This is a genomic window from Paenibacillus sp. FSL R10-2771 (assembly GCF_038000205.1).
GTDB lineage: Bacteria > Bacillota > Bacilli > Paenibacillales > Paenibacillaceae > Paenibacillus_AQ > Paenibacillus_AQ phytohabitans.
On sequence record NZ_JBBOBM010000001.1, the window covers coordinates 7,883,372 to 7,904,930 of the forward strand.

The 21,559-nt window shown below is 51.6% G+C and carries 16 protein-coding genes; 12 read left to right on the forward strand and 4 right to left on the reverse strand.

Going from position 1 to position 21,559, the window contains the following annotated elements; all coding sequences use genetic code 11:
- Nucleotides 1-216 precede the first annotated feature (216 nt).
- The 3 genes from NSU14_RS34280 to NSU14_RS34290 all read left to right on the forward strand — a co-directional run bounded on the left by NSU14_RS34280 (nucleotide 217) and on the right by NSU14_RS34290 (nucleotide 4,865).
- Nucleotides 217-972: an ABC transporter ATP-binding protein gene (locus NSU14_RS34280; protein WP_231575454.1), complete on the forward strand. Its 756-nt coding sequence runs from the start codon at nucleotides 217-219 to the stop codon at nucleotides 970-972.
- Nucleotides 965-2,629, forward strand: coding sequence for a hypothetical protein (locus NSU14_RS34285; protein ID WP_340948729.1), 1,665 nt, complete (start codon nucleotides 965-967; stop codon nucleotides 2,627-2,629). Before NSU14_RS34280 ends, NSU14_RS34285 begins: the two co-directional genes overlap by 8 nt.
- A 226-nt stretch (nucleotides 2,630-2,855) precedes the next feature.
- The gene (locus NSU14_RS34290) at nucleotides 2,856-4,865 is read left to right on the forward strand and encodes a bifunctional diguanylate cyclase/phosphodiesterase (protein WP_076247632.1); all 2,010 of its coding nucleotides are present in this window, start codon (nucleotides 2,856-2,858) and stop codon (nucleotides 4,863-4,865) included.
- A gap of 143 nt (nucleotides 4,866-5,008) precedes the next feature.
- On the opposite strand, the gene NSU14_RS34295 is transcribed toward NSU14_RS34290, so the two are convergent.
- The gene (locus NSU14_RS34295) at nucleotides 5,009-6,709 is read right to left on the reverse strand and encodes a methyl-accepting chemotaxis protein (protein ID WP_076247631.1); all 1,701 of its coding nucleotides are present in this window, start codon (nucleotides 6,707-6,709) and stop codon (nucleotides 5,009-5,011) included.
- Between the two features lie 207 nt (nucleotides 6,710-6,916).
- Between NSU14_RS34295 and NSU14_RS34300 the strand changes: the two genes are divergently transcribed.
- A complete protein-coding gene (locus NSU14_RS34300) occupies nucleotides 6,917-7,348 on the forward strand; it encodes a MarR family winged helix-turn-helix transcriptional regulator (RefSeq protein ID WP_076247628.1) in 432 nt (143 codons plus the stop codon).
- Between the two features lie 101 nt (nucleotides 7,349-7,449).
- Here NSU14_RS34300 and NSU14_RS34305 read toward each other — a convergent pair whose 3' ends face one another.
- Nucleotides 7,450-9,342 (reverse strand): LTA synthase family protein, encoded by a 1,893-nt coding sequence (locus tag NSU14_RS34305; RefSeq protein ID WP_340948731.1) that lies wholly within the window; start codon nucleotides 9,340-9,342, stop codon nucleotides 7,450-7,452.
- Between the two features lie 252 nt (nucleotides 9,343-9,594).
- Here NSU14_RS34305 and NSU14_RS34310 point away from each other — a divergent pair, with 252 nt between their 5' ends.
- Both NSU14_RS34310 and NSU14_RS34315 read left to right on the forward strand, forming a co-directional pair.
- Nucleotides 9,595-11,907, forward strand: a complete 2,313-nt coding sequence (locus NSU14_RS34310) for an ATP-dependent DNA helicase (protein ID WP_340949039.1) — start codon at nucleotides 9,595-9,597, stop codon at nucleotides 11,905-11,907.
- 51 nt (nucleotides 11,908-11,958) lie between these two features.
- On the forward strand, nucleotides 11,959-12,927 hold the full coding sequence (locus tag NSU14_RS34315; protein ID WP_042140302.1) for a Gfo/Idh/MocA family protein: 969 nt from the start codon (nucleotides 11,959-11,961) through the stop codon (nucleotides 12,925-12,927).
- Between the two features lie 84 nt (nucleotides 12,928-13,011).
- On the opposite strand, the gene NSU14_RS34320 is transcribed toward NSU14_RS34315, so the two are convergent.
- Entirely contained in the window at nucleotides 13,012-13,695 is a 684-nt protein-coding gene (locus NSU14_RS34320) for a CidB/LrgB family autolysis modulator (RefSeq protein WP_083705701.1), read from the reverse strand.
- Nucleotides 13,692-14,063 carry a CidA/LrgA family protein gene (locus NSU14_RS34325; protein WP_039305543.1) on the reverse strand — a complete coding sequence of 124 codons (372 nt, stop codon included), beginning with the start codon at nucleotides 14,061-14,063 and terminating at the stop codon, nucleotides 13,692-13,694. The genes NSU14_RS34320 and NSU14_RS34325 overlap by 4 nt, the downstream gene beginning before the upstream one ends.
- Before the next feature lie 111 nt (nucleotides 14,064-14,174).
- Between NSU14_RS34325 and cidR the strand changes: the two genes are divergently transcribed.
- The 6 genes from cidR (at nucleotide 14,175) to NSU14_RS34355 (ending at nucleotide 21,371) form a co-directional block, all read left to right on the forward strand.
- A complete protein-coding gene (gene cidR / locus NSU14_RS34330) occupies nucleotides 14,175-15,062 on the forward strand; it encodes a cidABC operon transcriptional activator CidR (protein WP_076247622.1) in 888 nt (295 codons plus the stop codon).
- Nucleotides 15,063-15,151: 89 nt separating this feature from the next.
- On the forward strand, nucleotides 15,152-15,436 hold the full coding sequence (locus NSU14_RS34335) for an aspartyl-phosphate phosphatase Spo0E family protein (protein WP_076247620.1): 285 nt from the start codon (nucleotides 15,152-15,154) through the stop codon (nucleotides 15,434-15,436).
- A gap of 141 nt (nucleotides 15,437-15,577) precedes the next feature.
- Entirely contained in the window at nucleotides 15,578-16,984 is a 1,407-nt protein-coding gene (locus NSU14_RS34340; protein WP_340948732.1) for a DNA-binding protein, read from the forward strand.
- 346 nt (nucleotides 16,985-17,330) lie between these two features.
- A complete protein-coding gene (locus NSU14_RS34345; RefSeq protein ID WP_340948733.1) occupies nucleotides 17,331-17,717 on the forward strand; it encodes a MarR family winged helix-turn-helix transcriptional regulator in 387 nt (128 codons plus the stop codon).
- On the forward strand, nucleotides 17,710-19,470 hold the full coding sequence (locus tag NSU14_RS34350; RefSeq protein ID WP_076247618.1) for an ABC transporter ATP-binding protein: 1,761 nt from the start codon (nucleotides 17,710-17,712) through the stop codon (nucleotides 19,468-19,470). The genes NSU14_RS34345 and NSU14_RS34350 overlap by 8 nt, the downstream gene beginning before the upstream one ends.
- Nucleotides 19,467-21,371, forward strand: a complete 1,905-nt coding sequence (locus NSU14_RS34355; protein WP_076247616.1) for an ABC transporter ATP-binding protein — start codon at nucleotides 19,467-19,469, stop codon at nucleotides 21,369-21,371. Before NSU14_RS34350 ends, NSU14_RS34355 begins: the two co-directional genes overlap by 4 nt.
- Nucleotides 21,372-21,559: the final 188 nt, after the last annotated feature.

The following is a 21,559-nucleotide window of genomic DNA, read 5'->3' on the forward strand; positions in this document are numbered from 1 at the left end:
ATCATCATCGAAGCTTAAGCCCCACTTTGTGGGGTTATTTGACGTTTACCCCTACACTGCACTTGTTGCGATAACTCATAGGTAACTGGTGTTAAAATTTGCTAAAATAGGGATAACAGCTAAAACGTAATATGAAGATGATGGATGTGCATGCAGAAGGGAGAGAGGGTAGTGGGTAATACAGAAGAACCGGTCATTTCAATTGAAGGACTATGGATGAATTACAGTGACAGAATGGTGCTGCGGGGAATTGACCTGGAGGTATACCGGGGACAGATTATCGGATACATCGGACCCAATGGCGCCGGCAAAAGTACCACGGTCAAGATCATGCTGGGGCTCGTGGAGGGCTATAGCGGGTCGGTGCGTATTTTTGGCAGAGATATCTCAGACGGGGACACGGCCTACAAAAGAAGAATCGGCTATGTGCCGGAGGTGGCAGAGCTGTATGACAGCCTGTCAGCCCGGGAATATCTTACGTTTATCGGAGAGCTGTATGGCATGAAGAAGGCGGATGCTGAGCTCAAGGCGGAGAAGCTGATGGGACTGCTGAACCTGAATAAGGCCTACGATATGCGGATTGCCTCCTACTCCAAAGGGATGAAGCAGAAGGTGCTGCTGATTGCCAGCATGCTGCATGACCCGGATATTCTGTTCCTGGACGAGCCGCTCAGCGGTCTGGATGCCAACAGTGTAATGGTGGTGAAGGAGATTTTTGCAACACTTGCGGCCAGGGGCAAAACAATCTTTTATTCCTCGCATATTATGGACGTGGTGGAGAAGATCAGCAGCCGGATTATTCTGCTGGACGGGGGCGATATCGTTGCGGACGGAACCTTCGCACAGCTGCGGGAGCAGAGCCGGGAGGGCTCGCTTGAGGAGATTTTCAATCAGCTGACCGGATTTGACAAGTACAGGGATATCGCCAGTGAGTTCGTTGCTGTGATTGGAGAGGGTGCGCCGCATGCGTGATTTCTTTGTATTGAAGCTGCTGGACCGGATGCAATGGATATTTAAGGCGCTCGGAGCCGATTATGCCGTACTGCGCCGCATTCTTCAGGTTAAGCTCACGATGGACGGCCGGCGGACACCAACGATATTCTCGGGAACGCAGGAACCCAAGCTGAATATGGAAGGCTCTCCGTTCCGGGTACAGTGGCTGTATCTGCTGCTCGGGCTGATGCTGATCGCGCTGGTTGCACCTGCAGACAATTATATTCTGACCATGAGCCTGATGTTCAGCATAGTGATGTTCATGATCACAACGACGCTGATATCGGATTTCTCGACAGTCATGCTGGATTTGCGGGACAAAAACATTCTCTTCTCCAAGCCGGTGGACCGCCGGACGCTAAACATGGCCAAAAGCATACATATTCTGATCTATCTGCTCACGTTGACCCTGACCTTCACCGGCCCCTCGCTTCTGTTCTCGTTATTCCGGCACGGAGCGCTGTTCTTCTTCCTGTATGCTGCGGAGATCATCCTGATGGACGGCTTCATTCTGGTGTTTACTGCGCTGGTCTATCTGCTGATTTTAAGGTTTTTTGACGGTGAAAAGCTTAAGGACATCATCAATTATGTGCAGATTATTCTGTCAGTTGGCGTAACTGTCGGTGCTCAGCTCGTATCGCGCCTGTTCAATATCACAGAGTTCGGCCTGAATTTCACTCCTGCCTGGTGGCACTTCGCGCTGCCTCCCGTCTGGTTCGGGGCTCCGTTTGAGCTGCTGGTTGGGGGAGCGGAAGGCAGGCATCTAACTATCCTGGCCGTACTCGCTCTCGCAGCTCCTGTCGTGTTGTTTGCAGCCTATATCCGGCTGATGCCGCTGTTTGAACGCAGTCTCCAGAAGCTGGCTGAACAAGGCGCTTCAGGACAGGGCACCGGGCGGATATCCCGCAGGCTGTCAGAGATAACATGCCGCAACAAGGTAGAGGCGATGTTCTTCCGTTTCACCTGGTCGATGATGAAGCATGAGCGCGAATTCAAGCTTAGGGTATATCCAACTGTAGGCTTGTCCCTCGTGCTGCCCTTTATCTTTATCTTCAATCAGGTGTGGAGCGGGGACCTGGCAGCCATCAGAGGCTCCAGATCGTTTCTGTTTATCTATTACAGTGCTCTCCTGATGATGACGGCGGTACAGATGCTCCGCTACTCCACCAGCTACAAAGGCGCATGGATCTATAAAGTAATCCCCTTGCCGGGAACGGCTATGGTATACCGCGGGATGCTGAAGGCAGTGGTGCTTAAGCTGCTGGTGCCTTTGTTTACTCTGGAGGCCGCCGTATTCATCGGCTTGTTCGGGTCCAGGATTATTGCTGATATGGCCGCCGTATTGCTTGCGTTGCTGCTGTATTCGGTGCTGTGCTTTCTTCTGTTCCCCAGGGCGCTGCCGTTCTCGGAGAAGTATGAGGCAGCGCGGCGGAAGGAATTCACCGGCAGTGCTTTTGTGCAGCTGTTTGTTCTGGCGGGACTGGCCGGGATACATTATGTGTTCACCTTAATTCCCGCGGGAATATACATCTATCTGGTAATTCTGGCAGCTGCAAATACCTGGATATGGCACCGGGCCTTCCTGCCGGAGGATTCGGGCAGCAGCCGGCTTCCAACCCTCCGCGCGGGGGGCTGACGCCAAATATGGACATTTTTTGCCGACACTAAAAAAAGGGTCTAAGTTCCAGTATTTACTTAGACAGTCTGCCAAATACAAGGTAAAATACAGCTAAAGTTATATTTCAGGGATCGCCTATAATCTCTATGCACTCTTCCATTCATCTACTATTCGTATATTGATTTTTAACTTGAGATTAACACTGCAAATGACGATGATAATAAAACCGGTGAAGAGGTCAACTATGGATCAAATGGGAATCCACTATAATATTTGGATTGTTTTACTATCTTTTGCGCTTGCTGCAACAGCGGCATACTCTGCGCTTAATCTGATTTCGCAGGTTTCCCATTCCACTGGCCGGGTCAGGCGTCTCTGGCTGCTCTCTGGTGCCTGCGTGCTGGGAAGCGGAATTTGGGCCATGCATTTTGTAGGCATTATGGCCAGCCATCTCCCTTTCAAGGTCAGCTACCATCCGGGTACAGCCGTTCTGTCCCTGCTCGTCAGTATGTTGTCCTGTTATGCGGCACTCCAGATAGCGACGGCTTCCCGCCAGAGAATGTGGCGGTTTCTTATTGGGGGTGTCATACTGGGCGGCGGCATCTCACTCATGCATTATATCGGAATGTCCTCCATGGAGATGGAGGCAAAGGTTCATTACGAAATTAAGGACCAGGCCTTGTCCGTTCTGATTGCTCTGCTGGCCTCCTACATCGGAGTATTTATGTTTCGCAAATTCAAGGATTATCGAGGCTTTAGCCGCTGGAAGCTGTATTCAGCGCTGTTCATCGCCCTTGCGGTTACCGGAATGCATTATACCAGTCTGACAACAAGCCATCTGCAGTATGACAACTGGCTGGGCACGAAGCCTGTACTCATGGAGGCGGATGTCATTCTGCTGACCGGCATTTCGCTGGTTACCCTGTTTATGCTGGCACTCTCCGGGGGAGCTGTTTTTCTGGACAGGCATGTGCTGGAGCGTATGGCTTACCACGATCCGCTTACTGAACTGCCGAACCGGCATGGACTGGAGCGTTATTTCAAGGATGATTTCTTCGGAGGTATCTCGGGAGCCGTGTTCTTCGTCGACCTGGACCGCTTCAAATCCATTAATGATACGCTCGGACATGATATCGGCGACCTGCTGCTGCGGGAAGTATCCGAACGGCTGACCCGTTGTGTAGGCGGGAAGGGCAAGGTCTTCCGGCTGGGCGGCGATGAATTCCTGATTGCCCTGCCCGATTGTACGATTGGAGCAGCGGAGGAAGAAGCGCAGCATATTCTGCAGGAGCTTAAGAAGTCTTATAGCATCGAAGGCAATGAACTGTATGTAACGGCCAGCGTAGGGATCAGCATGACTCCCGCCCATGGAACGGACCGTTCGGCGCTAATGAAGGCTGCAGATACAGCCCTATATACCTCCAAGGACTCGGGCAAGAACAAGTTCAGTGTGTTTGATCTGGAAATGAACCGTCATCAGGTACGGCGGATGTCGCTGGAGAAGGATCTGCGCAAGGCGCTGGCCCGCTCGGAGTTCATGGTTGTCTATCAGCCCAAGTGGGATTCACTCATGAATGTTACCGTAGGTCTTGAAGCGCTGCTGCGCTGGAGACATCCGGAGCACGGAATCATCTCTCCGGCTGAATTCATTCCGATTGCCGAGGAGACAGGTCTGATTGTGCCGATTACCTACTGGATGCTGCATGATGTATGCGGACAGAATATGCTCTGGCATAAGGCGAAGGTGGCGAATGTAGCAGTTTCGATCAACATGTCGGCCCGGATGTTTGAGAACGGCAGTCTGTACGATGTGGTGGAAGAAGCGCTGTCGCGTGCTGGCCTGGAGCCGCATTTCCTGGAGCTTGAGATTACAGAGTCCATTGCGATGAACAACATGGAAGAAACGGTTGCCCAGCTCTCCAAGCTGCGGAATCTCGGAGTAAGAGTCTCGCTGGATGATTTCGGGACAGGCTTCTCTTCGCTGGGTAATCTGGATGAGATTCCGGTCAATACACTGAAGATTGATCAGGTATTCATCCGTAAGAGCAAGATGCACTCCAAGAAAGCTATTATCAGTAATATCATTGCCATAGCCAGCAATCTCAATATGGAGGTTGTTGCCGAAGGCGTAGAGACTACAGAGCAGATTGAACTGCTGCAATCCCTGGGCTGCAGAGTGATGCAGGGCTTCTACTACGGCCGGCCGATGCCGGTCAATGAACTGGGCCAATGGTTCATAGAGAATACGGCATAATGCATGCAGATTCATTCGAAATAAAAGGCTGTCCCGGCCGTGGATCATTCCACGTTCGGGACAGCCTTTTTTTGAAAGAGGAGAATTTATATGCCGTGGGTCACCGGATAGTACCTGCGTAATCCTCGAAGCCAGGCCCCGCTTTATGAGGCTATTTTAAAGTTCTCGACCAATACCTGCAGCTTCTCGGCGAGGGAGGAGAGGAAGGCTGCGGAAGATTCTACTTCCTCCATGGCGGCAAGCTGTTCCTGGGAAGAGGCCGATAAGGTCTCTGCACCTTCAGCTGTCTGGTTAGAGACGGCTACAATCTTCTGAATTGCAGTTACAAGGCCATCGGAGATCAGCGCCAGCTCACGGACGGTTGCCGAGATTTGCTGGCTCTGCGAAGACATATCGGAGACGGAGGTCTCGATCTCTGAGAAGGAATGTCCGGCAGCGATGATCATCTCTTTGCCTTGATGCATCTCTTCCGTGGAACGTTTCATGGTATCTCCGGCTTTGTCCATCTGATTCACAATCAGACTGACCAGTTCACCGATCTGGCCGGCAGACCTCGCCGAACGTTCAGCCAGCTTGCGGACAGAGCCTGCCACAACAGCGAATCCCCGGCCCTCTTCCCCGGCACGCGCCGCTTCAATAGCTGCATTCAGGGATAACAGATTCGTTTCTTCGGCAATACTGGCAATCGTACCGACAATATTCTCGATCTCCTTGGAATGGCTGCCAAGCGTTTGAATAATGCCGGAAAGATCGGAGATGCTTCCGCTCACAATCCCCATCTGGGATGTAGTCAAATCCATAGACTCCCGGCCTGTCCGGGCTTTCTGGGCGTTAATGGCGGCATTGTTCATCGCGCTATCCGCATTGTCGGCGATTTCGGTAATGAAATGCGACATTTCCTGTACGGCTTTGTAGCTGCCTTCGAGGTTCTGCAATTGCGTATGTGCACCGTCTGCCAATTCGAGGGTAACATTGACGCTGTGTTCCCCGGCGCGGTTGGTCTCCTGCGCACTGGCGGAGAGCTCCTGGGAGGAGGAGGCGACCAGCATCGAGGTATCATTAACCTGTGTAATCAGATTGCGCAGATTCAGGGTCATGTCATTGAAATCGCTCGACAGCTTCCCGATCTCATCTCTGCTCTTGAAGAGTAGGGGTTCCCGGCTAAGATCACCTTTGGCTACGGTATTTACGGAAGCGGACAGTTTGGTGAGCGGGTTCACCATACGGCGAATCATCAGATATGCGGCAATTATGGCCACAATCAGAATCGAGCTCCCGATAATGAAGGGCTGAGTAATAATTTCCATTGTCCGTGTCTGAATCAGCGGGCCGTCAAAGTTAATAGCCATCAAAGCAATGATTGGTTTGGTAGGGTCATGGTCCTGATAAATGGGGCCGTAGCCGGTTTTAAGCGAGGTTCCTTGATATGTATATACTTTGGAGTATGCGGAATGCTTCATGGTGGTAATCATTTCTTTATCTTCATCGGAGAAATAGAAGGGGTCTCCTGCTTTATAACCTCGTTCTTTGAACCGGGCGTCAGCGGCTAGCACTTTGCCGTCTAGCGAGAGGATGAACGCTTCTTTAAAAATAGGTTTATGTTCATTAATCCAGCCTATGCGTTCTTCAATGGCGCTTAACTTGCTCGTATCGCCTGCAGCCAGAGCAGCTATATCGGCGGGATCAATAAGGCCGGTAGTTATATTGGCACAGCCTACCAGTTCAATTCCTGCGGCTTCATCGATTTGCTTGTAAGCAGCATTATAACCGAAGAAGCCAATGGATGATCCGACCAGAAGCAGTACAATCAGCATCATCCAAGTTAATTTTGTTGCCAATTTCATAAAAACGATCACCAGCCCTGACTCTAAGTATATTAAGTGAGTTCTTATCACTGCTACGATTATAGCGCATCGCTGCTGCCAAGGCATCAGCCAGAATAAAGTATTTTTGTGTCGGAGAATGATGATTTATGTAAACGAAAAACATTGAATCTATAGCCAAGATAATGGTACGCTTGGAATAAGACAAACGGACTGGGAGCTGAAGGGATGACGCAAGATATCAATCCGTTGATCGAACGTGTGGGCATATCCATGTGGAAGGTGCAGCGCAAAATAATGTCGCAGATGTCTCTGCATAAGGAAATAGGATTAACGGTTCCGCAGTTCGGACTGTTGCATATGATTGCTCAGGAGAAACAGGCACGGGTTATTCATCTGGCTGATAAAATGGAGGTGAAATCCAGTGCGGTCACGGTAATGCTGGACCGTCTGGAACTGCTGGAGCTGATTGCGCGCGTTCCCGATGAGAACGACCGCCGGGCGGTAATCGTGACGATAACGGGTAAGGGGCAAGGAGTTCTGGAAGAAGCGCAACACCGGTCGATGCTGCTGCTGGAAGAGCACTTATCCATACTTGAGCCAGAAGAGCTCGAGAATTTCGCACACTATTATTTGCTGCTTGAGAAGCAGGATCGATAATCCTTGAACAGTTATAGCAGCCATGAAGTATATAAAATAAGCCAGCCCCCAAAGTTTCGGGAGGCTGGCTTATTTCTGTATATTCTACGACAGGCTCAGAACTATTCTTCAGCCGTTTCTTTGTCCGGCAGCTGAGTAACATAGCTGTCCGACAACTGGCGCAGCCGTAAGGCACGGGTATATTCATCCTCGGTGCCGGCCGGAGTATGACCGCCGCTCGCAAGCGGATATTGTGTATTATCCTCAAAGCTGTTGCCGGGAATGAGCAGGCCGGAGCTGGCGATAAACGAACCGGTAGGCAGGTAATACCGCTGAGGCAGCAGATTGTAAGACTGGCTGAGCAAATCCTGGCCGAAATGAATATTGTTATCCATCGATACGCCCAGCAGGCTGGCAGCAGTAGGCATAATATCCACTTCTCCGCCCACCTGCTCAAGTGTCTGCGGCGCCAATCCCTTGCCGTGAACGAGCAGCGGAATATTCAGCATATTTGCATAGGCATAATCATAACCGTAGATTTCCTTCATTAATTCCTTGTCGTCGTGATCAAGCGAGTAGATAGGCAGTCCCATATGGTCTCCGTAGACCATAATCAGGCTGTTATCCCATATTCCGTCCGCCTTCAGTTCATCCACGAATTGTCCGAAGGCATAGTCGGCATAGTTCTGCGACCGGATATAATCTCCGACGAAAGTACCTTCATAACGTTCAGGCAGCTTCATTTTATACTTTTCTGCAGGGATGGTGAACGGATGGTGGGCAGACATTGAAATTACCTGTGCGTAGAACGGCTGTCCTTCATCGCTCATTTCCTTCAGCTTCTCTGAAGTTTTGCGGTAGAGCACTTCATCGGAAGCGCCGAAGAAGAAGGTATCTTCGTCCCCGAAGAATTTGTGATCGTAATAATGATCCCAGCCCAGTGAGCTGTACAGCTCGCCGCGGTTCCAGAATTCCACATCATTGGTATGGAAGGTGGCTGACTGGTACCCGCTGGCCTGCAGCAGACGCGGCAGACTTGGCACTTCCTTATCCACATAAGACATTGTAGCTGCGCCTTGCGGTGGAATGTAGAAGGACGAATTAACTACGAATTCTGCGTCTGAAGTGTTGCCCTGGCCGACCATCTGATAGAAGTTGTTGAAATACAGGCTGTCCTCCATCAGGCAGTTCAGGTTAGGTGTGATTTCCTGGCCGTCCACCTTCAGACCGAGCAGGAAGTTCTGGAAGGATTCCAGCTGAATAATAATCAGATTCTTGCCCTTGGCAGCCCCGGCATACGGGGATACCGCAGAAGGATCGATTCCCTTAAGCTGATTAATGGTATCCTGCGTAATCTCGCTGGCATTTACAAGCTCTGGTTTATCTTGAGCAAAGATAGTATATGCTTCATAATTAAGGATACCCATTTCCTGGGCCTTCTTAATTTCATTCATGCTTGCTTTGTTGGGAAGAATATTGAACAGGCAGAGTCCGAGTGAAACTGCGAACAGGACGACATGCAGCATTCTTCCGTTGTGGCGGTTAATTTTATCCTTCTTGTAGTTGCGTCCGTTCTTGTTAATGAAGAAGTAGAAGCCAAGGACGATAATGTCGGTGAAGATCAGCAGATAATAAGGGTCCATGAGTGAGAATACGCTGTTGCGCACCGCAGTGACCTGGTTCACCTGCTCTGCCGCATGGTAAGTGACAATAACCCCGTAATATTTGAAGTACATAATAGCGGCAAAAAAGATGGCGGTAACCAGCAGATTAACCGTCATGTAATATCCGAGTTTCCGTTTGGAGGCAAAACGCTCAATCAGGAAGAAAAGTGCCCAGACAAAAGGGATCTCCGTCAGTACCGATTTCCAGAACTGCAGGTCTTCAAAAATGACACCCCAGGCTAAAAGGCTTTTAAGGACGAAAATAATTGAGAAGAACACAAATGGCTTGAGCAACCATCGTTTTATCGTTACGGATGACACAGCTTCGCCTTCTTTCTTAAGAATAAACATGTTTCCCGGCTGGAAGGAAACAGCGGCATGAGGACAAAAGAATACCATTATCAATAAAGCCTATTATGCAGCGCCAGGCAAGGAATGTCAAAAATCAGAAACCGCCGCATACCCTTTGGGGAAAGCGTAAAATCAATCCTGAATGAATCCAAGGGCCGGTAACGCCCTCAGGCAGGTTTATATCCGTGATAAAGGACGAAAATGACGTCTGAGCCAAAAGAACAATCCGGGAATTAATGGAGGTGATGCATGATGAGCTATGCAGAAATCGCTTTATCCGTGAGGGCACTGGTCGAGTATGCCTTCAGCAGCGGCAGTCTGGAGCCGGGATTCCGCAGCGGTGCGGCTATGGTGGAGGGTACGCGCAGCCATCAGCTGATTCAGAAGCAATATAAGGAAGCGGACCGCAAAGAGGTGTATTTAAAAACGGAGATTCCGCATGGGGATCTGCTGTTCATCATCGACGGGCGCTGCGACGGCCTGCTTGCAGCCGGGGACGGCAGCCTGACTGTGGAGGAGATCAAATCCATTGCCGGAACGCCGGATTCTGCCTTGGAAGGACGTGAGGTACACTGGGCGCAGGCTTTCATGTATGCCTATATCCTCACGCAGGATCTGGATCTCCCGGCAATACAGGTTAAGTTAACCTATGTGCAGCGGGGAAGTGAGGAGCAGTATAGCCTTTACCGGGAAATGACCCGCGAAGAGCTGACAGCCTTTGCTGAAGAGACGGTAGCCAAGTATGCGCCGTATGCTGAAATGATGGTCCGCTACAGGGCGAAGAGGGGAGAGAGCATCCAAAGCTTGTCGTTTCCGTTCTCGGGTTACCGGCCCGGCCAGCGCCACTTCGCTGCTGCAGTCTACACTTCGATTGCAGAGGGGGCCAATCTCTTCGCGCAGGCACCCACAGGCATCGGCAAAACGATGTCCACCCTGTTCCCGGCGGTCAAAGCCCTAGGAGAGGACAAGGTGTCCGGCATCTTCTATCTGACCGCCAAGACGGTTACACGGATTGCGGCACAGGAGGCGGTGATGATGCTGAACAGCCGGGGGCTGCATCTGCATGTGATTACGCTTACGGCCAAGGAGAAGGCATGTTTCCGTGAGGAAGGAAGCTGCGGTGCGGATTCCTGTCCTTTTGCAGAAGGCTACTATGACCGGATCAATGCCGCCATGCTCGATATGCTGGAGCACGAAACGCTGATGACACGCGAGACCATTGCCGCTTATGCCCGAAAGCATGAGGTCTGCCCGTTCGAATTCTCCCTGGATGCCGCCTACGCCTGCGACATTGTCATCTGCGATTATAATTATATCTATGACCCCCGGATCAGCCTGAAGCGGATGTCCGAGGAGCGGAAGAAAAAAACGGTGCTGCTCGTGGATGAAGCGCATAATCTGGTGGACCGGGGGCGGGAGATGTACTCCGCCTCGCTTACCAAGGCGCCGTTCCTGGGACTTCAGCGGCAATACAAAACGGTGAATCCGCGGCTAAGCAGCACCGCGAAAGCCGTAAATGCCTTCTTCATTGCGCTGCGGAAGAGCTGCGGGGACAAGGGGGCGGGAGAATGGACGGAGTATCCCGCAGAGCTGCCGGAGCTGCTCGAACTTTTCGCTTCCGAAGCCGAACTGGAGCTGCTGCATTCTTCCCCGCTGATTACTCCGCCGGCGGAGGAGGGGGAAGCCGGCAGCCTGCTGGATACGTACTATGCGGTGCAGGGAATGCTGCGTACGTTCAAGACCTATGATGAGCGTTACATTACCTATGCGGAAGTGCGCAGCGGTGATGTGTACCTGAAGCTGTTCAATCTCGATCCGTCGCATTTGCTGCAGCAGATGGCTAAGAGCTTCCGCAGTCAGATCCTGTTCTCAGCCACACTCTCGCCCCTCTCCTATTACAGGGATATGATCGGCGCAGATGAGGAGGACTACAGCCTGAGCCTGTCCTCGCCTTTTCATAAAGAGCAGTGGCAGGTATCTGTGCTTCCGGTATCCACCCGCTACCATGACCGGGACGCCTCCTTACAGCCGCTTAGCGATGCACTGAAAGGGATGGTCTCAAGGAAAGGCAATTACCTGGTCTTCTTCCCCTCTTATCTCTATTTGAAGAATGTATATGAAGTGTTCACTGAGAAATACCCGGAAGTCGCTACCCTGCTGCAGGGCAGCGGGATGAGCGAGACCGAGCGGGAGAACTTCCTTGCGGCGTTCCGCCCGGACAATCCGGATACTCTGCTCGGCTTTGCCGTGCTGGGCGGCATTTTCTCCGAAGGGGTGGATTTGCCGGGCGACCGGCTGAATGGTGTGATGGTGGTCGGGGTCGGCCTGCCGCAGGTGGGGCTGGAGCGCAATCTGCTGCGGAGCTACTTTCAGGCACAGGGGAAGAACGGGTTCGATTACGCTTATGTCTACCCGGGCATGTGCAAGGTGCAGCAGGCAGGGGGCCGGCTGATCCGCAGCGAGAACGACAGCGGCATTATTGTGCTGGCGGATGACCGCTTTCTCCAGAATTCTTACCGGCAGCTGCTCCCCGAGGAGTGGCGGGACTTCTTTGTCATGGCATAAGCGGGTATAATCGAATGAAAAGGCATTCATCAGACAACAGGAGGTAAGGACATGACGCTAAATATCGGAATAGTCGGAACAGGGTGGTTCTCCAAGGTGCATGCGGATTTGCTGGCAGGGATGGAGGATGTATCACTGAAGGCAGTCTGCGGCAGCAGCAAGTCAAAGGGTGAGGACATGGCCCGTCCTTACGGAGCCGAGGGCTACGGGGATATCATCGAGATGCTGGATGCGCACAAGCTGGATGCCGTCTATATCTGCGTGCCTCCACAGTCACACGGGGCGATTGAACGGTCGCTGATCCGAAGAGATATCCCTTTCTTTGTCGAGAAGCCGCTGGGCTCAAGCACGGCCATTCCGGCCAGCCTGCTGCAGGATATTAAGGAGCATCAGCTGCTGACTTCCGTCGGCTATCATTTCCGGTATCAGGAGAACATCCAGCGGCTGAAGCAATCGCTAAGTTCGGACAAGGTAGGGATGATCGTCGGAGAATGGATGGGCGGGATGCCGGGCGTGGCCTGGTGGCGCAACCAGGAGCAGTCCGGCGGACAATTCACGGAGCAGACTACGCATATCGTCGACCTGCTGCGTTACCTGGCTGGTGAGGTAACCGAAGTCTATGGGATGTTCGGCAACCGGATTATGCATGAGAAGCATGAAGGGGTGACCGTGTCTGATGTGGGTACAGTATCCTTGAAGCTGGAGAGCGGCATCATTGCCAGCATCTCCAACACCTGCGTGCTGCCTGGAGAAGTGGGTAAAGCGGGCATCAGCTTCTATAATGATAACGGAATGCTTGACTGGAACCCGGAACGTCTGCTGGAAGTCCGCAGCGGGGACAGCAAGGAATTCAAGAACACTGGTAACCCCTATGCGGTGGAGAGCGAAGCATTCCTGCATGCTGTGCGGACCGGAGACCGTTCCCGCATTCTCAGCGATTATGAGGACGGATATAAGACCTTGAAGGTGACCTGCGCAGCTTATGATTCCGCACAGAGCGGAGTGCCAGTGAAGCTGTAGGCTTGTACGGTTACTATGTAGAAAAAAGACCGGCAGCATGGCTTTCGCCGTGTGCTGCCGGTCTATGGCCCAAGCCGGGACGGCCTAGTGGAGGAAAACCGCGATTAGTGCCGGCGCAAGCCCGATAGAGAACAGCGCCGTCAGAATCATCGCGATACTGGAGATGGTGCCGGTCAGCGAGCTCAGCTCGAAGGCTTTGGACGTGCCTGTACCATGCGCTGCGGTTCCCAGCGATACCCCGCGCGCAATTTCATTGTCAATGCGGAAAAGGCGGAGCACAGACGGTCCCATCATCGTTCCCAGTACACCGGTCAGAATGACGAAGACCGCTGTAATGCTGGGAACGCCGCCGATGCTTTGCGAGATGCTCATGGCGATCGGTGTGGTCACCGAGCGAGGCACCAGACTGGTTGCCAGATCACCGCTAAGATGCAGCCATTTGGCCAGCAGCATGGATGAGATCACGGCAATAACCGTTCCTGACAGCACGCCTGCCGCAATTTCGGCGGCGTGCTTTTTGAGTACCCTGAAGTTTTTATGGAGTGGGATCGCAAAGGCGATAGTCGCCGGCTGAAGCAGGTCCGATAGCCATTTGCCTCCCGCATTGTAAGATTCATAGGAGCTGCCCGTCATCAGCAGGAAGGCGATGATCAGCAGCGGTGTAATAATCAGCGGAGAAGTGTACATTTTGCCGCTGGAGGCATAGATACGTTTGGCCAGAAGGTAGACAGCGATGGTGAGTCCAAGAAATAATAATCCGGTTATCATGAGCTTCTACGCTCCTTTATTCTATAAATAGCACCCGTGAGTACCCCGGAGCCGGCCATTACAGCAAACGTACCCACGAGTACAACCGCCAGCACCTGCAGACCGTCTGCCTCGAGCAGCTTCGAGTATTTCATAACACCTATAGCGGAAGGGATGAAGAAGAGCAGCAGCTCGGCAAGCAGCCACGAGGCGCCAACCTCTACCCAATTCAGCCGGATCACACCGGACTCCAGCAGCAGAAATAAGAGAATCATCCCGATAATGCTTCCGGGAAGCGGAATATGCAGAAATGAGGTTAACGTATTCACCAGCAGGGAGAAGACGGTAAGTCCGGCAACCTGCAGTAAGCCTAAGGCGATCTTTTTCATAGCGATTACTTCCTTTCGTCTTACTGAAAGTTTACAACCTTTTCTTTCATAGGTACAATGAATAGATTGAATATCTCACATTCCTTTCATCTATACATGGAGGTTATCGTTATGGACATCAGACAGCTGGAGTATTTCGTGCAGGCGGCCAGGCTGAACAGCTTCTCCAGGGCGGCGGAATCGCTGTACATTACCCAGCCCACGATCAGCAAGATGATCCGCAATCTGGAGATTGAACTGGGGGCGGATCTATTTTACCGGGAGGGCAAAAGCATCCGTCTGACCGATGCCGGCGAGCTTCTGCTGGTTAAGGCGCAGAATATTGTGGAATCCTTCACGAGCCTCTCCTCAGAGCTGGACAGTCTGCGCAATTTGAAGCAGGGGCATATCCGCATTGGGCTGCCTCCTATGGTAGGAGCCAGTTTCTTCCCTGCTGTCATCGGGGAATTTCACCGACGTTACCCGGAAGTGACGATAAGGCTGCATGAAGACGGCGCCAAAAAGGTAGAGGATGATGTGGAGTCCGGCCTGCTTGATATCGGGGCGATTGTCCTGCCTGTCAACAGAGCCAAGTTTCACTGCTTCACCTTTGTGGAGGAGAAGCTGCAATTGCTGGTTCCCGCAGGACACCGTCTGGACGGGGCGCAGAATGTGCCGCTGAAAGAGCTGGCAGAAGAGGAATTCGTGCTGTTCCGGGAGGACTTCGCCCTGCATGACCGGATTATATCGGAATGTGTCAAAGTAGGCTTCCAGCCCAAGGTGGTCTATGAGAGCTCTCAGTGGGATCTGATCAGCCGGATGGTAGCTGCCGGAATGGGCATTGCGCTACTGCCGGAGACCATATGCCGGGATATGGACCGTTCACGGATCGCTGTCATCCCCCTGACCGAGCCTGTGATTCCCTGGCAGCTGGGGATGATCTGGCGCAGAGACCGTTATCTGTCCTTCGCGGCGCGGGAGTGGATCGCCTTCGCGATGAAAGTGCTCGGGGAACTGTAAACGACATTTTTTTCTTTTTTTTCAAAATATGTTTTTTGGCATCATGAATTATGATAAGGGAGAAGTTGATAGAGAGAAGGTGAGTAACCGTGAACCTTTACCAGAATTCTCCCCATAACCAGAGCAGGGATTATAGAGAAGATGAGCTTTTTCTTACTATAGAAAACTTAAGAAGTGAATTGCTGGAAGTGGCTCAGGAGCGGAGTCTGAGTGATCATGCGGTTCTGGAACTCAGCCAGCGGCTGGACGGATATATTGTCCTGGCCCAGAATCTGATGATGGAGAGTCTGCGCAGCCGCAAGAACGGGGCAGCAGGGTACATCAAGAACACCAAAAACCAGCGGATCAGAAATAAAGCAGCCTTGCAGCAGTAGTCTAAATTATACAATAACTCCAGTTAGCGTCTGGATGTTGAGGTCTCACGATGTGGGGCCATTTTGTTGTGCTTTCAATAGTCATCACCTATAATGGCAATAAATAGAAGGGTTACAAGTGAATCCTTGAGGAGGTGCCGGGTGGAGGCGAAACTGACAACGCTACGAACGGAAATTGAGAAAAATTTGTCCCGCTCGGGCCATAATCTTGCCTCATTTGCCAAAATATCCGGACTCAACCGCGGTAGTCTCAGTGCGATCCTTCATGGCAATCCGCCCAAGCCGATTTCTCTGGGACAAATGGATGCGATGACCCGGGCATTCGGATTCCCGGAGGGCTGGCTGTATCCGCTATATGTGGAAGAGTGCTTTAGTGAGGACAGAATTTCCCGGCGCCGTGTGGAGCCTTTTTTGGTCCGGTGTGCAGAAATTGGCAAGCAGCAGTGTATTGATGAAGTGTTGAGCAGAATTATGGAATACCCCAGGCCGCTGGATATCGTCTATACGGTTGCGGAGAGGCTGTTCTGCAGCGGCAAGACACAGGAGTCGGTCGTGTTCTACAGGCTTATTGTAGAGAATGAGCCGGATAGCTACTCAGAACGGCTGGCCATCAGCCAGTACCGTATTTTCAAATCCCTGCAGTCTACTCCTGATGTGGATATGGAACAGAAGCTGCGCGCGGTAATCCGCTTCGAGCCGTTTCGCGGTCTGCTTCCCGAGGACATGCAGCTCGACGGGCTGCTTAAGCTGGCGAAGGTATGCTTTGCCCTGCACCGCTGGAAGGATGTAGAGAAATATGCCGATGAGCTGAGGGCATTAGCCCATGGGATCTACCGTGAGGAGCTGCGCAGAAGCAAGGGGAAACGGGTGGAGGCTTTCCAGGCGGAACGCCCGCTGGTAGTCTATTATGGCCATGGTTATCTATTGAAGGCTTCGGCGCTTACTAAGCGGGGAGAATATGAGCAGGCCAAGAAATACACCGCCGGTTATGCGGATCTGGGATGGTTTGAGCTGCTGGATGATGAAGGGCGCAGTGCCGTGGATAGCTTCCGGCTGTTTGCTGTAGCCAATGGCTTTACTCTTGAGATATTAATGGGCAATACTTCGGTGCTGCCGGTATATATAGCTTTTTTGGCAGAGCATCCCGGTGAGATCCTATCCGGTATGGTCATTATCCTGGAGTCGGCCAACCGTTTCGGATTCTCTGCAGACGCTGTGCTGTCACGCTTTTCCAGGGAAATGCTGCGGTTTGAACAATTTCAGGACCCGATTAATGTGGACCGTGTGTACCGTCTTTATTACCAAATCGCCATGTATTATATCTCCCGTAAACAGTACTCCAAGGGAATTGACTATATTATTCAATGTCTGCGGTTAACCGTCAGGCTGAATAGCGGAAAGGACTTCATTAATTGTGTGACGCTGTTCGAATTGAACAGAGATGCTTCCTCCGACACCCAGCAGACCGCTTACAGGGAGCTGCTGCGGGAGGTAAGACAGCGTGAAGAAGTTACTGATCATGAGAGCCAGCGTTTTGGCGTTATTTAGCTTTATCATTACTTTATCTAAGGATTACTCCCCGGCCATCCGTGCTGAGGGAGCTTTTGTACGTGGTTATGTGAAAAAAAGTACAAACATCTATCTACCTGCGTTCTTCAATCTGTAATAATTGATAGCGTATTCAGGAATTGACAAAGGTTTGCCCGGAAAATATAATTAGGTAGCCTAATTAATATAGTATTTAATTATTTGTATACCTAACTAAAAAAGAGGTGGGAACATTGGGATAAATAGAGAAGATGAAAATTCAGTCGGACACAAGCTTTTCTCCGCACTCCGGAAGCTGCGCAAAGGCCACCTGCATCATTCCGTGGAGGGTCATAAGCCAAGTGAGATGACTTTATTGATATGTATTGCACGGGCGTCCCATTCATCTGATGTAGGACTCAAGGTTTCTGAAATCAGCCGCTTTCTGGGGCTGACTCCGCCCACGGTCACCCAGCTGATCAACAGTCTGGAGGCTAAGCAGATGGTGGAACGGCAAGCCGACGCCTCCGACCGGAGAGTGGTACGCATCAAGTTGACGGAACAGGGGAAAATTATTACCCGCAATGCCAAGAAGCACATGGACACCACGCTTAACAAAATGGTGGAGTATCTGGGTGAGGAAGAGTCTGACCAGCTGGCAGAGCTGCTGCTTAAAGTACATGCCTTCATGAAAGACAATCCTCCGCCTAATCTAGACCGGTTACAAATGAACGGAGATGAGAAACTTGATTAAATTACTAAAGCATTTGAGACCCTTCCGATTGGCAATAGCCGCAGTACTGATTCTCGTATTCCTGCAGTCCATGGGGGATTTGTATCTCCCGACCCTGATGAGTGACATTATTGATAAGGGGATTGTAGATGGCGATCAGCCTTATATCTGGAGAATCGGCGGCTTCATGCTGCTGGTAGCGGCCGGCGGTGCAGTCTGCTCCATTATTGCCAGCTATCTGTCGGCTAAGGTTGCAGCCGGCTTCGGTAAGAACACCCGGTCACGGATGTTCAACCATGTCGAGAACTTCACGCTGCATGAATTCGACAAGCTGGGTACGGCATCATTAATTACACGTACCACCAACGATATTACACAAGTCCAGACCGTATTAACTATGATGCTTCGCATGATGATTGGTGCTCCGATGATGATGATCGGCGGGATCATTATGGCGGTGTCCGAGGATGCCAAGCTCTCGCTGATCTTTGTAGTGGTCATTCCGCTGCTGGTTGGAGCGATCTTCTTCATTGGAATGAAGGGGCTTCCGCTGTTTAAAGCCATCCAGATCAAGCTGGATAAATTAAACCTTGTGCTGCGTGAGCATCTGACCGGTATCCGCGTAATCCGCTCGTTCAATCGGATTGAGCATGAGAATAAGCGGTTTAGTCTGGCCAATGCAGATCTGACGGATACTGCAATCAAAGTGAATAAGGTTATGGCCGGACTGATGCCGCTGATGATGATCGTGATGAACTTCTCCATGATCGCTATCCTCTATTATGGTGGAATCCGGATTGGCGACGGCGATCTCCAGGTAGGTTCACTAATGGCCTTCATTCAATATGCAATGCAGATTATGTTCTCCCTCATCATGGTTTCGATGATGTTTGTCCTGATTCCAAGAGCCTCTGCCTCTGCACTGCGTATCAATGAAGTCCTCGATATGCAGCCTGAAATTACGGATCCGACAACCGCAGACCTGAAGACTACGGCTACAGCTACCCATGCGGACGGCCGTGACGGAATGCGCGGTTTTGTGGAGTTCGACAATGTATCCTTCTCTTACCCGGGGGCTGAACAGCCTGCGCTGTCCGGAATTACCTTCAGTGCACGCCCCGGCGAGATTACAGCTATTATCGGCGGAACCGGGTCAGGGAAATCAACGCTGCTAAGCATGATTCCAAGATTCTATGATGCTATTGAAGGTGCGATCCGCGTCGATGGAGTGGATGTACGCCAGATGACGCAGGAGGATCTGCGGAGCAAGATTGGCTATATCCCGCAAAAAGCCGTGCTGTTCACCGGTACCATTAACGAGAATATCCGTTACGGGAAGGAAGACGCTACGGAGGATGAAATCCTTCATGCCGCCAAGGTGGCCCAGGCCTATGATTTCGTAACCGCTATGAAGGACGGCTTCAATTCGGAAATCTCCCAGGGCGGAGGTAATGTCTCCGGCGGCCAAAAGCAGCGTTTGTCCATTGCCCGTGCACTGGTACGGAAACCGGAAGTGTATCTGTTTGATGACAGCTTCTCGGCGCTTGACTTCAAGACCGATGCCAAGCTGCGTGCTGCCCTGAAGGGGGAGACTACAGAATCTACAGTCCTAATTGTCGCACAGCGTGTCAGTACGGTTATGGATGCAGACCGGATTATCGTACTGGATGACGGTGAAATTGTCGGAATGGGCACACACCGTGAGCTGCTGGATAACAATGAGGTGTACCGCGAGATCGTATCCTCGCAGTTGTCAGAGGAGGAAATAGCATGAGTGAGCAGAATAGAGACATGAAACCGCCCCGGCGTTCAGGTGGCGGCTTCGGACCGGGCGGAGGACCCGGCGGTCCGGGCATGAGGATGCCGGCTGAGAAAGCCAAGGACTTCAAGGGAACGCTGCGGCGCCTGACCCGGTATTTGCGCCCGCGCCAGGTTCAGCTGATTATTGTGTTTGTGATGGCGATTGCCAGTACCATATTCAGCATTTTCAGCCCTAAAGTAATGGGTAGAGCTACCACCAAATTGTTTGAAGGCGCCTATGGCAAGCTGATGGGTGTACCTGGAGCGGAGATTGATTTTGGCTATATTAATGATATTCTGATTCTCCTGGCCGGACTGTATCTGTTAAGCTCACTGTTCAGTTATATACAGCAGTATGTAATGGCCGGTGTGGCGCAAAAGGTCGTATATGATATGCGTGAGCAGATCAACAGCAAGCTTGAACGGCTGCCGCTGAAGTATTTCGATTCCCGGACGCACGGGGAAATATTAAGCCGGGCGACCAATGATGTAGACAATATCAGTACTACCCTGCAGCAGAGCTTGACCCAGCTTATTACGTCCATTGTGACGATTATTGGTGTCATCGTAATGATGCTTACCATCAGCCCGTGGCTGACGTTGATTACCATAGTAACGCTGCCGCTGAGCTTCGTGGTCATTATGCTGATCACCAAACGCTCACAGACCTATTTCATCGGCCAGCAGAAGTCGCTGGGCCAGCTGAACGGCCATGTTGAGGAAATGTATACCGGACACCGTATTATCAAAGCGTTCGGACGCGAGAAGAACTCTTTGAAGGACTTCAACAAAATTAATGATGACCTGTACAATTCCGGCTGGAGATCCCAGTTCATCTCCGGGATTATTATGCCGCTGATGATGTTTATCGGGAACCTTGGTTATGTGCTCGTCTGTGTGGTCGGCGGGATCTTCGTAACCAAAAAAGCGATTGATGTCGGGGATATCCAGGCCTTTATCCAGTATTCGCGCCAATTCACTATGCCGATTACGCAGACAGCCAATATCGCCAACATCATCCAGTCCACCATCGCTTCGGCGGAACGTGTATTTGAACTGCTGGATGAAGAAGAGGAAGTTCCTGAGGTGGGGACTTCACTTGCGAAGCGTCCAGCGGATGCAGAAGAGGGCTCCGTGGAATTCCGCCACGTGAAGTTCGGCTATAAAGAGGATGCTATCCTCATTGAAGACATGAATATCGAGGTCAGCCCGGGACAGACTATTGCCATTGTAGGTCCGACCGGGGCCGGCAAAACGACCCTGATCAACCTGCTGATGCGCTTCTATGAGATCAGCGGCGGGGAGATTGTGATCGATGGTGTCAACATCACCAATATGAAGCGCAGCGAGCTGCGCAGCAAATTCGGTATGGTGCTCCAGGATACCTGGCTGTTCAACGGCACCATCCGTGACAATATCGCTTACGGCCGGGAAGGTGCTACGGAGGCTGATGTGGTCCGGGCAGCCAAGGCTGCTCATGCCGACCACTTCATCCGTACGCTGCCGCTGGGCTATAACACGATCCTGAACGAGGAAGCCTCGAACATCTCCCAAGGGCAAAAGCAGCTGCTTACTATTGCCCGGGCAATCCTGGCCGATCCTTCAATCCTGATTCTGGATGAAGCCACCAGCAGCGTCGATACCCGCACGGAGGTGCAGATCCAGAAGGCTATGAATACGCTGATGAACGGCAGAACCAGCTTCGTTATCGCTCACCGCCTGTCCACCATCCGTGATGCGGATCTGATTCTGGTTATGAATCAGGGCAGCGTGATTGAGAAGGGCACCCATCTGGAGCTGCTTGAAGCAGGCGGCTTCTACGCCGACCTCTACAACAGCCAGTTCTCCGGGGATGATCTGCCGGACGTGGGCTAAACGGTATATGACCGCGGGCAAACTGTAGAGATTTACTCCAAACATCTGCTCTAAAATGTACTGTGAAGATGTATTTTAACAATCGGCTGTATCCCTCAGCTTAGCTCATAGCCCCGGCGTTCACTGCAGGCAGTCTGCGTGAACGCCGGGGCTTTTACTATATACGGTCAGTTGAGCTGGAATTAGGT

Coding starts and splice junctions, on each gene's coding strand:
- NSU14_RS34280 (WP_231575454.1), top strand. CDS start 217: ATGAATTACAGTGACAGAATGGTGCTGCGGGGAATTGACCTGGAGGTA.
- NSU14_RS34285 (WP_340948729.1), top strand. CDS start 965: ATGCGTGATTTCTTTGTATTGAAGCTGCTGGACCGGATGCAATGGATA.
- NSU14_RS34290 (WP_076247632.1), top strand. CDS start 2,856: ATGGATCAAATGGGAATCCACTATAATATTTGGATTGTTTTACTATCT.
- NSU14_RS34295 (WP_076247631.1), bottom strand. CDS start 6,709: ATGAAATTGGCAACAAAATTAACTTGGATGATGCTGATTGTACTGCTT.
- NSU14_RS34300 (WP_076247628.1), top strand. CDS start 6,917: ATGACGCAAGATATCAATCCGTTGATCGAACGTGTGGGCATATCCATG.
- NSU14_RS34305 (WP_340948731.1), bottom strand. CDS start 9,342: ATGTTTATTCTTAAGAAAGAAGGCGAAGCTGTGTCATCCGTAACGATA.
- NSU14_RS34310 (WP_340949039.1), top strand. CDS start 9,595: ATGAGCTATGCAGAAATCGCTTTATCCGTGAGGGCACTGGTCGAGTAT.
- NSU14_RS34315 (WP_042140302.1), top strand. CDS start 11,959: ATGACGCTAAATATCGGAATAGTCGGAACAGGGTGGTTCTCCAAGGTG.
- NSU14_RS34320 (WP_083705701.1), bottom strand. CDS start 13,695: ATGATAACCGGATTATTATTTCTTGGACTCACCATCGCTGTCTACCTT.
- NSU14_RS34325 (WP_039305543.1), bottom strand. CDS start 14,063: ATGAAAAAGATCGCCTTAGGCTTACTGCAGGTTGCCGGACTTACCGTC.
- cidR (WP_076247622.1), top strand. CDS start 14,175: ATGGACATCAGACAGCTGGAGTATTTCGTGCAGGCGGCCAGGCTGAAC.
- NSU14_RS34345 (WP_340948733.1), top strand. CDS start 17,331: ATGACTTTATTGATATGTATTGCACGGGCGTCCCATTCATCTGATGTA.
- NSU14_RS34355 (WP_076247616.1), top strand. CDS start 19,467: ATGAGTGAGCAGAATAGAGACATGAAACCGCCCCGGCGTTCAGGTGGC.